13 protein-coding genes and 1 other RNA gene are annotated in these 14,709 nt (G+C 40.0%); 3 read left to right on the top strand and 11 right to left on the bottom strand.

What is annotated here, in order from left to right; genetic code table 11:
* Positions 1–469: 469 nt before the first annotated feature.
* The 4 genes from aceB to IEY48_RS04620 all read right to left on the bottom strand — a co-directional run bounded on the left by aceB (position 470) and on the right by IEY48_RS04620 (position 5,852).
* The gene (gene aceB, locus IEY48_RS04635; protein WP_188917752.1) at positions 470–2,122 is read right to left on the bottom strand and encodes a malate synthase A; all 1,653 of its coding nucleotides are present in this window, start codon (positions 2,120–2,122) and stop codon (positions 470–472) included.
* 906 nt (positions 2,123–3,028) lie between these two features.
* Positions 3,029–4,741: a GGDEF domain-containing protein gene (locus IEY48_RS04630; protein WP_188917751.1), complete on the bottom strand. Its 1,713-nt coding sequence runs from the start codon at positions 4,739–4,741 to the stop codon at positions 3,029–3,031.
* Between the two features lie 40 nt (positions 4,742–4,781).
* Entirely contained in the window at positions 4,782–4,994 is a 213-nt protein-coding gene (locus tag IEY48_RS04625; RefSeq protein ID WP_188917749.1) for a hypothetical protein, read from the bottom strand.
* A 30-nt stretch (positions 4,995–5,024) separates the two neighbouring features.
* Positions 5,025–5,852 (bottom strand): SAM-dependent methyltransferase, encoded by an 828-nt coding sequence (locus tag IEY48_RS04620; protein WP_188917747.1) that lies wholly within the window; start codon positions 5,850–5,852, stop codon positions 5,025–5,027.
* A gap of 476 nt (positions 5,853–6,328) precedes the next feature.
* Here IEY48_RS04620 and IEY48_RS04615 point away from each other — a divergent pair, with 476 nt between their 5' ends.
* Positions 6,329–6,838 carry an outer membrane protein assembly factor BamE gene (locus IEY48_RS04615; RefSeq protein WP_188917745.1) on the top strand — a complete coding sequence of 170 codons (510 nt, stop codon included), beginning with the start codon at positions 6,329–6,331 and terminating at the stop codon, positions 6,836–6,838.
* A gap of 70 nt (positions 6,839–6,908) precedes the next feature.
* Here the strand turns inward: IEY48_RS04615 and IEY48_RS04610 are convergent, their stop codons facing one another.
* Positions 6,909–7,244 (bottom strand): RnfH family protein, encoded by a 336-nt coding sequence (locus IEY48_RS04610; protein WP_188917743.1) that lies wholly within the window; start codon positions 7,242–7,244, stop codon positions 6,909–6,911.
* Positions 7,234–7,671, bottom strand: coding sequence for an SRPBCC family protein (locus IEY48_RS04605; RefSeq protein ID WP_188917741.1), 438 nt, complete (start codon positions 7,669–7,671; stop codon positions 7,234–7,236). The genes IEY48_RS04610 and IEY48_RS04605 overlap by 11 nt, the downstream gene beginning before the upstream one ends.
* A 266-nt stretch (positions 7,672–7,937) precedes the next feature.
* Between IEY48_RS04605 and smpB the strand changes: the two genes are divergently transcribed.
* Together smpB and ssrA are read left to right on the top strand one after the other, a co-directional pair.
* Positions 7,938–8,435 (top strand): SsrA-binding protein SmpB, encoded by a 498-nt coding sequence (smpB, locus tag IEY48_RS04600; RefSeq protein WP_188917739.1) that lies wholly within the window; start codon positions 7,938–7,940, stop codon positions 8,433–8,435.
* Between the two features lie 71 nt (positions 8,436–8,506).
* Positions 8,507–8,862: a transfer-messenger RNA gene (gene ssrA / locus IEY48_RS04595) on the top strand.
* A gap of 650 nt (positions 8,863–9,512) precedes the next feature.
* Here ssrA and IEY48_RS04590 read toward each other — a convergent pair.
* From IEY48_RS04590 to IEY48_RS04570, 5 genes are all read right to left on the bottom strand, one after another.
* Positions 9,513–10,181, bottom strand: coding sequence for an RloB family protein (locus tag IEY48_RS04590; RefSeq protein WP_188917737.1), 669 nt, complete (start codon positions 10,179–10,181; stop codon positions 9,513–9,515).
* Between the two features lie 5 nt (positions 10,182–10,186).
* Complete coding sequence (locus tag IEY48_RS04585; RefSeq protein WP_188917735.1) at positions 10,187–11,446, bottom strand: AAA family ATPase; 1,260 nt, start codon at positions 11,444–11,446, stop codon at positions 10,187–10,189.
* Positions 11,447–12,158: 712 nt separating this feature from the next.
* Complete coding sequence (locus tag IEY48_RS04580; protein WP_188917732.1) at positions 12,159–12,503, bottom strand: zinc ribbon domain-containing protein YjdM; 345 nt, start codon at positions 12,501–12,503, stop codon at positions 12,159–12,161.
* Positions 12,504–12,702: 199 nt separating this feature from the next.
* On the bottom strand, positions 12,703–12,894 hold the full coding sequence (locus IEY48_RS04575; protein WP_011636565.1) for a ribbon-helix-helix protein: 192 nt from the start codon (positions 12,892–12,894) through the stop codon (positions 12,703–12,705).
* A 151-nt stretch (positions 12,895–13,045) separates the two neighbouring features.
* Positions 13,046–14,368: a leucine-rich repeat-containing protein kinase family protein gene (locus tag IEY48_RS04570; RefSeq protein WP_188917730.1), complete on the bottom strand. Its 1,323-nt coding sequence runs from the start codon at positions 14,366–14,368 to the stop codon at positions 13,046–13,048.
* Positions 14,369–14,709 lie beyond the last annotated feature (341 nt).

The raw sequence follows: 14,709 nt of genomic DNA, 5'->3' as shown, positions 1-14,709 counted from the left end.
AATGTAACAAACCTGAATTTGAGTATACTCAATTTCAATAAAGAGTCGTAACTTGATTGTTGTTTGTTGTACACAGGTCTAATAAATTTAAGTGACAGATGATTTTTTAAACTTTTTCACTCGGCAAAAAAAAACGGCTCAAAAGAGCCGCAATCACAAATTACGTGGTTGGAAAACTTACGGGTAGGAAGTACCCAAACAGTTAAAATCAACAACTAAGCGTTTGCTTATGATCCAACATATTGGATAAAAATCCCGTGCGACCTGTAGGTGAGTCGCACGGGGTTACAACAGCCACAAAGTGACTAAACTGTAAAACGGTAACACTAACGGTTAAAACTATTCTTCAGTTGAGCCTGTTAACGCTGTAACCAAAGACTTACCGCCCTGAGTAAATAAGTTGGCAAAGTGAATCAATTCAGCCTTGCGCTATGAATCTGTTTACAAGAAATAAGTAATCAATTTGCCATTACGCAGTTAATAATTCGTAACCCGGTAACGTTAAAAAGTCGACCAGTTCATCTGAGGTAGTAATTTGCTCAAACAACGCTGCGGCTTGTGTAAACTTGCCAGCATTAAAACGATCGCTGCCCAACTCTTTTTTCACGTTGGCTGTTTCTTGTTTCAGCATGTCTTTAAATAAATCTTTAGTGACTAACTTGCCATTAGATAAACTCTTTTGATGTTTAATCCATTGCCAAATTGACGTACGTGAAATTTCAGCCGTTGCTGCATCTTCCATCAAACCGTAAATCGGTACACAACCATTGCCTTGGATCCACGCTTCGATGTACTGCAATGCAATACGAATATTTAAACGCATGCCTTCTTCGGTTCGTTCACCTTCGCAGGTTTCAAGTAATTCACTGGCTAAAATAGGGGCATCAACATCACGAGTAATGTGCAATTGATTGGTTCTGTCGCCGCCAATGTAGTCATTAAAAATAGTCATAGCGGTATCGGCTAGTCCAGGGTGAGCTACCCAAGTACCGTCATGACCATTACGCGCTTCAAGCTCTTTATCACCACGTACTTTTTGTAAAACTTTGGCGTTGGTTTCTTCATCCTTTGCAGGAATAAAGGCCGCCATGCCACCCATAGCGAGTGCGCCGCGTTTGTGACAAGTTTTAATCAGTAGACGTGAATAAGCACTTAAAAACTTAGTGTCCATCGTGACAGCTTGACGATCTGGCAGTACACGGTCTGGATAATTTTTTAATGTTTTAATATAACTAAAGATGTAATCCCAACGGCCGCAGTTAAGTGCGACAATGTTTGAACGAAGCTCATAAAGAATTTCTTCCATCTCAAACACTGCCGGTAGCGTTTCAATTAAGCAGGTACATTTGATGGTGCCAGGTTTTAAGCAAAAACGTTCTTCAACAAAAGCAAATACCTTTGCCCACCAACGCGCTTCAAGATGACTCTCTAGCTTAGGGATATAAAAATATGGTCCAGAGTTTTTGGCTAATAATTGACGGTAGTTGTGGTAAAAATACATGGCAAAATCAACCAGACCACCCGGTACTGGGGTGCCTTTATATAACACATGCTTTTCATTTAAGTGCAAACCACGCACCCGGGCAATGAGTACCGCAGGATCGGGATTAAGCAAATACTGTTTACCCGTTTCTGGTGCCGTAAAAGAAATATCGCCATTGACCGCATCGCGAAGGTTAATTTGGCCTTCTACCACTTTTTGCCAACTCGGCGCTAATGAGTCTTCAAAGTCAGCCATAAACACTTTTACATTGGCATTTAGTGCATTGATGATCATCTTGCGGTCAACTGGACCGGTGATTTCAACTCGGCGGTCAGTCAAATCGTCTGGTATGCCGCGGATAGTCCAATCACCATAACGAATAGCACGCGTTTCAGGTAGAAAGTCTGGTAACTCACCATTATCAATGCGCAGTTGTTTTTGTTTACGCTTTGCCAATAACACTGGAACTTCTGCAGCAAACTTGGCACAAAGTGAATTTAAAAACGCCACAGCACCAGAGTTAAACACTTGTTGCTGCCCTTCAATGGTTGGCCCAACAAAAGTGATGTCGGTTTTTACCGTATCTTCTGTTGTTGATGTGGTCTTACCGTACTGAGCTACCAATTGTTCGGCTGTCATATTGTGCCCCCCCCTGAGTGCTGCATGCGTTTGTTTGTTACTGTTAAAGGTATTTAATGATGCTGACGTTATACGGTTTGGGTTATTCCCCATTGATTACCTTATATAGCTCTATGGTGCTGAGCGTATAACCAATGTCCATATTGTTCTGTGTAAATAAATAATCACGCTTTAACGTTCAAACAAGCTTTCATATGTTTGTTTCGTACTAAAAAATAACCAAAAACGTTTGTAATTGCAACAGTCTTTAGTTGACCACAACGTATGTAAAACCATGCTAAACAACATGAAAACAGGTCTTATTTATGGAGACAAACCATGGCAAGCAACTGATTTAAAACAACTAAAATATAACACCAACATTTACAACAATCACTTGCTAAAATTTATCAGACCAATTGACCACAAATCCCAAATGGTAAAAATCAAAGAAACAAAATTACACAGTGTAAATAAATGCATACAGCTATTTAATCTGGATAATCTAATCAAACATTTTATCCACGTTTCGAGCTTACCTGCACGTAAAGCAAAAAATTCATTAAAATACATAAGCTTAATACGATCTCTACTAAAACCAAATTCAAACAGTCGTTTTAAATTAACCTTTACGTTAACGTAATAAAAAATAAAAGGATTTACCTAAAAACTGTGAGTTACGTCACCCGATCAACAAGCCACAGTCGTTTGGTTTTTTTGAAAAAAATTCATTTTTTTTAAAATAAATGAAAAAAATGTCATCAATGGTGCGTGTAAGGGATTTTAAGATTCAAAATGGTGCAGAAACCAAGATGTTAAGCATCATGATGAGAGGAATAGATTGATTTAATCTCGACTAAACGGGGTATCTCGTAATAACGTCAATACCGTTATTAGTCGTGTTGCCACAAATAATTAACTTTATGGTTATTTCATTGACTCGTTGTAACACACAACACAATTACGTCCGTTATGTTTAGCACGATATAAAGCTAAGTCTGCGCGATGAATAAGCGGGTCAAGGCTTAAGTCGTGTTTGTCGGCACAACTAATGCCGCAGCTCACCGTAATGGTAAAGTCATGGCCAGAGAAGCGGGTATTGATAGCCTCTACCTCTGCTCGTAGGCGTTCGGCAAAGTCTGTTGCGACATTAATATCTTGTTTGGGCATAAAGATCGCAAACTCTTCGCCGCCCATGCGGGTGAAAATATCATTAGGTCTGAGTAGCACTTCTATCACACTGGTAAACTTCTTTAATGCCCAGTCACCAGTGGCATGGCCAAATTGGTCATTGATGTTTTTAAATAAGTCTAAATCCATCAACAATACCGAAAACGGCTCATCTATTGTTTGGGTTTGGATAAATTCGTTTTCAGCTAACTCTTGGCCTGTGCGGCGGTTATAAATACCGGTTAACCCGTCACGTTGTGCTTGCTTCATAAATTGATTGCGTTGCACCCAGGCTGAAATCAACAGTAATAATAATCCAACTGACACACCAACAAGTAATGTCGAAAACATGATTGACGAGCTTTTATCTTTCATAAACAAGTCTTTTTGCTGCATCAATAACTCATGGTCTTGCATCAGACTGTTGTTTTCTCGGTTTTTCTCTACACTGTCAAAACGTGCCATTTGGTAGGCATTCTCTTTCACTTTTTGCTCATTTAATATTTGTAAGCTCAAAGCATTAGCAACCACCTGATACTGATAAGCCTTATCAAACTGGCCGCGCTTTCCTGCAACTAAGGATAAGGTTTCATTGGCACGTTTTTTTACCAACAGGTTGTTAGGTGCTATCGGCTTGTCATTCACTTTATTGGCATAGTGCTCGGCATCTTCAAAGCGGTCTAGATAAAAGTAAGTCATGCCTAAATAAGAATGGATTTCATTAATTTCAACTTCAAATTTGAACTTTTGATAGTCCGCTAACGCGCTTAATAATAACGATTCTGCTTTGTCGTAGAGGCTGGTTTCATAGGCCACAATAGCCTGACCTTTGGTCGACATAACGGCGATTAATGGGAAGCCATGTCCACTGCAATATTGCTCGGTGTCGGTAAATAAATTGGAAGCCAAATCGAATTGTTTTGTGCGTAAATTGGCTACCGCATAATACAACATCGAATAACACTGATTTTTAGGATTTTCACCTTGATTTAGGTTTAGAGCCAATTGCGATATTCGCAACATTTCATCATAGGCCTCTAACTCTAGGTACACATTTAATAGGCGATTATAGGTAGCAATTTTAATGCTGTTATCTTGATAGTTATCAATACGAGCTAAGTTGGTCTCTAACAAAGTAAACGCGCGTTTATAGTCTTTTAAGCCAATACTGGTTGTCACCCGATATAAATAGATACGAGTGATAATATCTTCAGGCGGGTTAAAGGTTAACGCGATGTCTAAAGCCTCGTCTGCAGCGGCATACTCAGCTAAATAGATATGTTTAACACTAATCAACATATACAAACGGCTTTTTTGCAACATCGATAACTGGTCTTGGCGCGCTAATACTGAATTTAATTTGGCAATGGCACTTTGAGTGTTGGTATGCATAAAGTTTTCAGCAATATCGAGCTCATCATCCATTTGATTGGCGAGCACAATTCCTGTGCTGCATAATAGTAGCAGCACAGAGATAATGGCCTTGAGGAAAACCTGCATCAACAAGGAATTACGGCTTAGGTGTTGTAACAATCTGGAACATTTTCATATCTTCGTCACCCGCTAATTGACGGATACGCGCTTTATCACCCGACATTACCGCTTTAATTTCTTCTTCTGTAATGCCATTTGCCTGCATCACCCCGATGGGATCTTTTTGATACGCTTCTAATAATTCTGCGTCTGTCCCTAACTGAGTAAAAAATTGACTTAAATTCGACATATCGTGCCCTTAGTGTTTTAAAAGTATTCTTTAACCAAGATCCATTTCACTAATGCCTAACTTTGCTAGCATGGCAGGGTTTAATGCTAATGCTTGCTGAGGCGGGATCAATAATGTGCTGATGGTCGTTAACCGAGCATCAGGTAAATCAGCCAAGGCAATATGCTCTATTCTTGGCGATTGCACTGCTAAGTTTGCAGCTTCATATATTATCACTTGATGATCAATAGGATACCACTGTAATAAATGTTCAACCAAAATATGTAATCGCTGTTTGGTTGTGGAAAATTTTGTCAATGTATGTTCCCCGGCGAGCGCAATTTGCCACAACACTAAATGAGCACAAGGATTAGGTACATGTTGATACAGCATAAACTGTGTGGCTTCATAGCTTTGGTGACCACAACTACCAGGGTCGATACCTAAATCGGCCCATAAACACGCCTCTGCTGAAACACCCGCAAGCATTTTAGCCTTAAAACCTTGCTGCTTAGCTTGTGTAATCGCTAAATGTGATACGCAAGAAAATACCCCCGGATGACCATACAAAGCACAAACCACCCTTTTATTTGCTCGCACTTCAACTAGCATGGCATCAACCATTTGCTGATAAGTGTCGCGGCGGTTTTTTATTTCCCCAGGTTGTGCGTAATACCCTTGTAACGAGCGCACATCAGCGTTCAAGGTCGATAACCATCTGTCGGTGAAGCCATCAGGCACCAACGAAAAAACCACATCTGCAAGTTCAATATAACTCACGGTTAATTGGCCAACTTGTCCTGCAAGCTGCACTCCGGTACCGACACACACTAGCTGACCTTGCTGATTTGCGGCAGTTAGCTGCAAGTTACACCTCATTATGTCATTCTATTTTGTTGATAACAAAATCAACTAAACGGGAAATAAAACAAAGACTAAATCACGCATTTATTATATGAGTATTTCAATCAAATATGCTTTTAAATTAAACAATTTAATGATTATTTACCAACTTTATTAACATTAAGTGGTGCAAAACACGCTTTTGAAGAATTTATCTCAATAAATTTTGTTAGGTAAGCACTTTTACGGCATAGATTAAATGACCAATCAAACCTTATAACACTGAGTTTTGTGAACGAAAACAACGATGCCCTTAAAAACTGGCTGTAAATATCATCGCAAAATGTTGCGCTAAAAGAATAAAGATTAATCAGGGTTGGTATTATTACCAAAAAATAAGGAACTTACGTCGCGATATTCACTCAAAGCCACAACATCTTCTAATCGGCCCTTGTCAGCATAGGGACAGCTTGGGTATGATGACCGACAGAATTTAGGAAGTAGCGCAGACAATGATAAACAAAAAACAAAGTCTTACCCTTGTAAGCGCAGTAGCGCTTTCACTCTCAATGAGCGGATGTAGTGTTTTCGATTGGTTAATTTATAAGCCTGATATACCGCAAGGTAACTACATGGAAACCCAGCAAGTTGAAAAACTTCGCGTCGACATGACCAAAGAGCAAACAGAATACATTTTAGGTCGTCCGGTTTTACGTGATAGTTTTTCTGATGACACTTGGTACTATGTATACCACTTTAAAAGTGGCCGTGATGCCAGCATTATCCATAAAGAGCTGATCATTCATTTTACAGGTGACAAGATCTCTAGCGTCACCGGCGATTACGATTTAAGCAGTGAGTTTAATACCCCGCTTGAGTTAAGCTCTTTGCCAACAGTTAATGAACCTGATTTAACGCCATTACTGCCAGAAACACGTCCAGATTCAAAACCATTGGTTGAAGAAACACGCCCAACGCTAACGAATCAACCTGAAAAATCTAACGACCCAGATAATCGTTAATGGTTCAGAACCAATAAAAAAGCAGAATCAATTGATTCTGCTTTTTTGTATTTTGTATAGCGTTAAACAATTAACTGACCTTCGCACCGGTTATTTTATTAATCCGGCCTTCATCTTTTGCTTTTTCAGCCCGTTTACGGCGAACATCTTTCGGGTCGGCAATTAAAGGACGATATAATTCTACCCGCTGCCCAGGCTGTATCACGTCATCATGCTTAACCACACGGCTAAACACACCCAGTTTGATGTTATCTAGATCGATGTCAGGAAAAAACTTCACGATATTGCTTTGGATCACCGCATCAATAAACGTGGTACCAGGCGCAACCATCACAGTGATAATTTTTTGCTGTTTGGGTAATGCATAAATGATATCAACGGCAAATTGCTCTGTTTCACTTGTCACGATAAATCACCTTCGCTCTGTCGGTAAATGCCACCACCATCGATGACATTAAATCTTTAAAAATTTTACCAAATGCCAAGTCGACTAATGCATTTGAAAATTCAAAATGCAAATCAAACTCTACCTTACAAGCCTCTTCTGTCAGCTCAGTAAATTTCCACAAACCGTGTAAATGCTTAAAAGGCCCGTTTTCTAACTCCAGGGTAATTGATTTAGCTTCAACCACCTGGTTACGAGTCGTAAAGGTTTTACTGATCCCCGCTTTACTCACATCAACCGACGCCACCATGGTTTTGCCGTCAAACTCTAATACTTTACCGCCAACACAGCCGGGTAAAAATGCATGATACGACTCAACATCGTTGACTAAATCATACATTTCTTTGGCACTAAATCTAACCAGCATACTTTTGGAAATTTTGGGCATCTGACATCACTATCATTGAAACAATGTGCAGATTTTATCACGTTAAACAAAAAAGGCATCCGCCATAACGCTAAATCTCACCCTTAATAACACAATAGGCAAGAAACTAGGTATAATCGTTGAAATATCATAAATCTCCCCCATATCTTTTATATCAATGGTGTTAATTTATAACCTTAATATAATAGCGTTTATTAAATGGGCTCAGCGCTGATTGCAAGTCGCCTTTTTTATAGGCCACGGCAGTAATCACAACGGTAAATATAATGGTAAAAAAGAATTCTAAATCAGCAAAAAATACCTCAGCGACCATCGCACGCAACAAACGCGCGACCTTTGAATTCCGTATAGAAGACAAAATCGAAGCGGGTTTAGAGCTAATGGGATGGGAAGTAAAATCTATCCGTATGGGCAAAGTCAATCTGGCTGATTGTTATGTATTTATCAAAGGCGGTGAAGCCTTTATGCACGGTTGTACTATTCAACCACTAAATACAGCATCCACTCACGTGGTGTGCGATCCAATCCGTACCAAAAAGCTATTGTTAAAGCGTAGCGAAATCGACAAATTAGCCGGCTTAATTGAACGCCAAGGCTACACCTTAGTGCCACTGTCGATGTATTGGCGTAAAGGTGCCTGGGTAAAAGTTGAAATTGGCCTAGGTAAAGGTAAAAAAGATCACGATAAACGTGAAGATACCAAAGAACGTGAATGGAAAGTTGAACAGTCTCGCGTCATGAAAAAGAGCAGACTGAACGGATAATAGCCAAACGATGATATTTTGTTAATAGTCACTAGGTATTAGCGAAACAACACGTTATGATATAACCAATTGGGGGCGATTCTGGATTCGACAGGATTCACGAAACCCAAGGAGCATGTCGAGGGGCGGTTGGCCTCGTAAAAAGCCGCACTGTTATAGTTGCAAACGACTCTAACTACTCTCTAGCAGCTTAGGCTAGCTAGCCATCAACCACACGTTTCGCACGTGGACAGTGGATTCTGATGGTCATATTACAGTGTGCTAGCGAGGGAACTCCGTCCGGGGGTGAACCGCGAAACAGTACCGGACTCACCAAGTAGCATCCTGTCTTTCGGAGACTGCTTGGTTAAATAAAAGAGAGACTAAACATGTAGTGCCGAGGATGTAGGCTTTCTGGACGCGGGTTCAAGTCCCGCCGCCTCCACCAATTTATAGAAGGGCTTAGCAGCAATGCTAAGCCCTTTTTGTTTGTCTAATGGCGACAGCCACAAAATGTTCAAACTTCGTTTGAAATAGGATCGCAAGGTTCCACCCTGCACGGGCCAAAAGGGGATCAACAGCAATCCCCTCTTGGATCACCCCTGCCGTTCCGGCAACATTTTCGCTTATAACCAAACAACGGCAGCGAAAAAATTGCGACGGAAAATTATCCAGCTTTTGGCGGCGTTTGTAGCCAGCCTCGGCCACCTCTTTATGGTAAAGAATGAAAATGCTAACGCTTCAGAACGGAGTCTGATGTGAATGGATTCACAAATGTCGTGGTGGCATGAATGCCAAGGAACGACCCTTCCCCTTCAAAGCTAGCTGGCTCTGATAGGCAGGATGCCTGAATGCCTTGAAACACATGGATGTGCGTGAAAGACCATGGCTAGCTCACGTCATTTTCTTCAACGTCCTCAAGTTCAGAGTTAACCTTAAGCATTTGAAATAAAATAAAAAATCATTTCTGATAGAGATCAGTTTAAGGGGCAAGATTGAACTGTTTATAAAAGTTTACCCTGACCCCAAAAGCGTAAAAGCGTAAATACCTTCGAGAGGATAAGTGGTTTTAGCCGATTGACCCCCTCATGTTCCGGATTAGTTATTTAACTCTCTGAGAGCTATAACTAACCCATCTACTTCTGTTGATGGGTTATCTGTGCCTAGTTCTAAAGCTGACTTTCTGGATAATTCTGCATTTTTAATAGCTTCATCTAATTTGTCTATAAGTTCGCTATAAACATTTTTTTTTGCTTTAGAGTAACCAATATATTCACTTTTCAACTCTGATAAAACTACATCCGCAGGGCTTTTTTTGCCAGCTCTATCAAATGGCTTCGTTGTATTTTTAAAGTGTAATAATAACCAATATTCGAAACTTGGTACTGATGTAATCGCTTTGTAAACAGTTGTTTTATTTGCCATACTAGCTATAGAGCGCTTTGCTTCTTCATAATGAACATGACTGTCTTTATCAAAAACACAATAGACTTGGTCAAAAGGCATACCTATTTTAATATGTTCTTTCGCTATTTTTTTTGCATGTCTAAAAAGCTTCAATGGACAAGTTTCAACATTTTGATCAACAACAACATTTGCTGAAGCCAGTTTGTGGTGCCGAATAAGCTCTTTAAAATATAACGGCTCAGTTTTACTTCCTTCACAAACAATTAGTATTTTTGCATAAGGTTTACGGTTACCTAATTTACGGCTTAAATTAGCAGCTCCTCTTCGCTTACGTTTATGATGCAAATCATCTGAACCCATAATAGTTATTCCTCAAACCTCTGAATAAAAGGTAAAGCACCGTATTTACCTGCTAAGTATGAAGCCTCAAAGTTATCCCTTGTTTTATGTGGATTGAAATCTGTCAAAGGATAAAGCTGGGTAGCTAACAACTCATCTTTCTTACAAAACCAAACTTGATCTCTACGAAAGATTTCTTTATTTAAGATGTTTGTATCATGACTAGTAAAAACTAGTTGTCCATTTGCAACATTAATTTCTGGATCATGAAACATTCCAATCAAAAACTCCATCAGCTTTGAATGCAGGTTAAGATGAAGTTCATCAATTAATAGAACATGACCTTCAGATAAAGCTTTTATCCAAGGACCAGCCAAAGAAAAAAGCTTCTTTGTTCCATCTGATTCCTCGGACTCCAAATCAAAATCAACCAATACGCCTTCATCATCTTTCTTTAAAGTTTTAAATTCCAGTAAAGTCTGATCTTTAAACTCTTCAATCAAAGATTCCTTAAAGACAGATGGCATATCACTAGGTAAATTTGCTGGATCAAAAGCATGTTCAATAATATCAATATCTTCAATATCCATATCAGCTGCTTTTAAAAAGTTCATAACTTTAGATTTCTGATCATTCTCACAAAGCTTAGAACTTACAAAAGGCCCCCAGCCTTCACCGGTTCTAGAGATTTTCAAAACGACTCTAAACCAATCATAAACAGGCTTAAGCTGCTTACTATTCAAGTTCACCGCAGTTGAAAGAAACAGTGAGTTACTTTTTGTAGAAGACTGCCATACTTGTTTTGTTCCCTGAAGGGCGCTTCCCATATACCATTCATAACTATCGGTATTTTCATCATAAGTTCTTTCAAACCACTTTTGAGCTCGGCCCTTAGGAAATGCTAATAACCATTCTTCTGTAACTCGACTTTGAGTCACACAAAAACCATATTGATAGCGAACTCCTTGGTGAATAAATGTAGCCTCGAATTCAGAAGGTGAATTACGGCATTTTGCATTCAACCTAAACGGAGATACCTCAAGCTTTTCTTCAACATCAACTTTAGCTGACGATAAAACTAAAGCTTTCATAAAACTTAGAGCTCCCATTACATTAGATTTACCTGATGCATTAGGGCCGTAGATTACCGCTGTTCTCAAAAGCTCATATCCAGAGGACTCAAAAGTATTCTTACTCTCTAGCTCATTGAGTGAAGTTTTCGATAAAGAAAAATTTTGACTATCTTTAATAGAACGATAATTGGAAACATTAAATTCGATTAACATTTGCCTAATCTCCTATGTTACTAGCACATACTTAATGTGCTGAATGTTAGCAGATTAAACACATCAATATAGTGTTTTAATCAATATTTAGGTAAAAAAAACCGAAAAATGGCATGAAAACACCTTGGGATTTAAATTAGCTCTATTGTTAACACTAAATTCAATCGAGATAACTAAGCAATAACTAATGTAGTTGGGTCGGGATAAACTTTATAAAAACAGTTCAAAACTTGTCTCTTAAGCTAATGTCTGTCCAAAATTGAGTGTAGATAGCTTAGTTATAAACACGGCTGAATCGAAGATAACTATACGATGGATGTAATCGCGGCTATGACCTTCGAAAACATGGATGTTTTCGTAGAGCGCCCAAGGATGGGTTTACCGCGTGTCATAGAAGTGATTTCATTTGAGTATCGTCACTAGACACCTAGCACCTAGGCGAAGCGCCACGACGTTCGTGGCCGTAGGCCATAAGTACAAAACGATAAAAACAAACACCTGGATCCCGGCTTAAAAGCATTGCCGGGACGACGATAAAGGGTTAACAAGTTTATAGATTATTAACGGCTTTCCCAGAAGTGGAGTCATATGTGACGGCGGGACTTGAACTGGCGTCCATAAAAAATCCCCGTTGATATTGCTATCAGCGGGGATTTTTAAACATCAGGCTTTAGCTCACTCGTAGGTAACCTAAAGCGACTGACTCAATCAATTAGCTTTGTTTTTTAACAAACTTTGATTTCAACATCATTTGGCCGTTGCCATCAACTTTACAATCGATGTCGTGGTCGCCGTCAACAAAACGGTTGATCACGGCTTTGGTGCCGACTTTCAGCACAAGTGATGAACCTTTAACTTTAAGATCTTTAATTAAAGTCACTTTGTCGCCTTCTGCCAATAGGTTACCCACGGCATCTTTTAAAATGATGGCGTCTGGATCAACCACTTCTTCATTTGGGTTCCACTCATTTGCGCATTCTGGGCAAATTAATAATGTACCGTCTGAATAAGCGTAAGGAGATTCACACTTTGGGCATGGCGGGATGACATCACTCATAAATTCACTCTCTGTATTTTTAGCTTATATCGAACAAGATAAAGGCACTAAGGCATTGTTCAAAAAGCGTTATCGATTGGCATGAGACAGCCACTAAAACCACCTCACCTTAATTGTAATCGCATTATAATGTTATTATCACAAATTGACTAGCCTAAGCCGTTAGGCTCAGTTCACACTCCACCGTAAAAACGCTAAATTAGCTTTTAACTTGCGGGTTCGGTCGGCTTTGATTGTCACCAAAACTGACATCGTGTTTTTCAAGGTATTCACGAATAAGCTGACGGGTAACTTGTGATGGAGTGAGATCTTGTGCCGCACACAATTGCTCAAATGCCTGCTTTTTTAGCGGGTCCATTAGTACAGTAAAACGGGCAGTTTTATTTTCCACTGGTGATGACCTTTAATTGCAACATGATAATTTGATTATAATGCAGTGTTAAGTTAAAGGCCATATATCACAGTGGATATTAAGGGTAGTCAGTAATGGCGCTCAGCATGCCGCTTAGCAGTACATTGCTAAGCACAATCATAGTGGCAGCTTAAGCCATGCTAGCTAACTGTTGTTTAAGCTCATTAAAACTCGGTCTGGCGCTTAACTTAGGCTGCAAGCAATCTTGCACTAATTGATGTAACGCTTGCGCCTTGGGGCTATTAGGGTGCTCAATCAGATTGAGCATGTCTTCAATCATGTACCCAAACGCCCTCACCTCAATAGCTTGCATTAACACACGACGCTCGGGGCTGAACTGGTTTAAGTTGGAGGCGGCGCCAAAGTCACCAAATAACACATTGCCTTGCGGGTTTATCATGGTGTTGTGGGCATAAATATCACCATGGCTAATTCCATTTCGATGTAAATGCGCCAAAATATCGGCCATTTGGGTCGCTATGTTAATAATACGAGACTCACTAAAGCGCGTGTTCGGCTCAAAAGTATCGCGGCTACAGGTTTGCAATGATGGCGGTAAGCCTAAATTGGCGTAACTTGGCGGGATCAGTTGCATCACTAAGCCTAATTGATCGGCTTGGTTAATTTGCGCCAATACATTGATCAAATTAGGATGTTCCCCTGCGGTTAAGCAGCAATCAAGCTCGTCTGCTGGGTATCCGTCGCTGGTGATCAAACCTTTGAATAGTTTTACCGCGACCTCATCATCATAACTAAATTCAGCTGTTCCGTGCTGCAAAGCCATATGTGATGCTTGATAAATTAATCCAGAAGCGCCCTGCCCGAGCAATTGACCTAACTGAAATTGCTGTAAAGGAACAGTAGGGACTCGCTTGTTATCACAGTGCTCAACATGACTAAAACGATTACCTGAAAAAGCCAACCAGGCCAATTTGGGTAGTTCAAATAACCATTGGGGTAACGCATCAAGTTGATTGGCAGACAGCCTGAGTAAAGCCAATCGATGACAATTTGCCATACTGGCCGGCAATGAAGTTAAACGATTGCCCGCCAGCGAAAGTTTTTCAAGGCGAGCACATTGACCCAAACTGTCTGGCATTTGTTCTATCAGATTGTCGGTTAAAATTAACCAGCGGGTTTGTTTTGGGATTGATGCGTCTGATACCGTTCGAATTTGGTTGGCTTTAAAACCAATCATATCTAAATTGGGGCATTGACCCAGTACATCAGGTAAATGTTCAAACAGATTATTCGACAAAAACAGGATTTTTAATTGATGTAAATCGGCAAAGTTGTCAGGTAGAGACGACAACTGATTATCAGTTAAATCGAGCACTTCTAGCGTATCAGCTAACTCAAATAGTTTGGTTGGGAACTCACGCAGCCCCTGGGCGATTTTGACCCGTTGAGCACCTTGTAATAAACCATCATTGAGTTGTTGTAATGTATGCATAACGCTTCTCTGTACCGAAAAATGTCGACATAGTAATAGACTGCTCTCAGGGAGACAAATTTAAGGCAAAAAAAGACCACAGCAAAGGCTGTGGTCAAGACGGACGCTAAAAACACAAATTGGGGTTGATAATTTAGCGCCACTCATTGGCATTTGCATGACAACAAGTGGATTCCTACAAAAATACGCTTCTATACCCAATCAACTTGAAGATCCGTGTTTCAGAGCTTCACCGTGTTTTCAATACTAGGCGCGTTAATGCGGTAATGTAGGTACCTTATAAGTTAACGTAACAACGTAGTGGAAGCTCGGTGAAACTCCCAAAGGGCAAGTTTTACACG

This window comes from Shewanella saliphila, from assembly GCF_014648295.1.
Classification (GTDB): domain Bacteria; phylum Pseudomonadota; class Gammaproteobacteria; order Enterobacterales; family Shewanellaceae; genus Shewanella; species Shewanella saliphila.
This window is presented reverse-complemented; position numbering and strand designations above follow the sequence as displayed.